The 843-nt window shown below is 52.2% G+C and carries 9 tRNA genes; all 9 read right to left on the bottom strand.

The window, feature by feature from the left end:
- Position 1 precedes the first annotated feature (1 nt).
- Positions 2-74, bottom strand: a tRNA-Ala gene (locus ACSLGF_RS18785).
- 8 nt (positions 75-82) lie between these two features.
- A tRNA-Pro gene (locus tag ACSLGF_RS18780) sits at positions 83-159 on the bottom strand.
- Between the two features lie 7 nt (positions 160-166).
- A tRNA-Arg gene (locus ACSLGF_RS18775) sits at positions 167-243 on the bottom strand.
- Positions 244-254: 11 nt separating this feature from the next.
- Positions 255-340, bottom strand: a tRNA-Leu gene (locus ACSLGF_RS18770).
- 12 nt (positions 341-352) lie between these two features.
- Positions 353-424, bottom strand: a tRNA-Gly gene (locus ACSLGF_RS18765).
- 30 nt (positions 425-454) lie between these two features.
- Positions 455-537: transfer RNA gene (locus tag ACSLGF_RS18760), tRNA-Leu, on the bottom strand.
- Between the two features lie 7 nt (positions 538-544).
- Positions 545-620 (bottom strand) — tRNA-Lys (locus ACSLGF_RS18755).
- 37 nt (positions 621-657) lie between these two features.
- Positions 658-733: transfer RNA gene (locus tag ACSLGF_RS18750), tRNA-Thr, on the bottom strand.
- A gap of 33 nt (positions 734-766) precedes the next feature.
- Positions 767-842 (bottom strand) — tRNA-Val (locus tag ACSLGF_RS18745).
- Position 843 lies beyond the last annotated feature (1 nt).

The following is an 843-nucleotide window of genomic DNA, read 5'->3' as shown; positions in this document are numbered from 1 at the left end:
GTGGAGCCTAGCGGGATCGAACCGCTGACCTCCTGCGTGCAAGGCAGGCGCTCTCCCAGCTGAGCTAAGGCCCCATAAAAGATGGTCGGGAAGACAGGATTCGAACCTGCGACCCCTTGGTCCCAAACCAAGTGCTCTACCAAGCTGAGCTACTTCCCGATCTTAATGGCGCGCCCGAGAGGAGTCGAACCCCTAACCTTTTGATCCGTAGTCAAACGCTCTATCCAATTGAGCTACGGGCGCTTATTGTATAATGCCGAGGGCCGGACTTGAACCGGCACGGTAGTCACCTACCGCAGGATTTTAAGTCCTGTGTGTCTGCCAATTCCACCACCCCGGCGTGGATGGTATAAGCGGAAGACGGGATTCGAACCCGCGACCCCCACCTTGGCAAGGTGGTGTTCTACCACTGAACTACTTCCGCATTACAGGATTTCTTTATTTTGTTTGGCTATGCGGGTGAAGGGACTTGAACCCCCACGTCATAAAGACACTAGATCCTAAGTCTAGCGCGTCTGCCAATTCCGCCACACCCGCATGAAAATGGTGAGCCATGAAGGACTCGAACCTTCGACCCTCTGATTAAAAGTCAGATGCTCTACCAACTGAGCTAATGGCTCGCTTTAAAAGCGACTTGTCTATCTTACCATATGAAAGTGGTGCCGGCAAGAGGACTTGAACCCCCAACCTACTGATTACAAGTCAGTTGCTCTACCAGTTGAGCTACACCGGCTTTATCTATCCTAACATTATGTAAGAATAAATATGGTGGAGGATGACGGGCTCGAACCGCCGACCCTCTGCTTGTAAGGCAGATGCTCTCCCAGCTGAGCTAATCCTCCA

It is taken from the genome of Bacillus sp. A015 (genome assembly GCF_053851875.1).
This window is presented reverse-complemented; position numbering and strand designations above follow the sequence as displayed.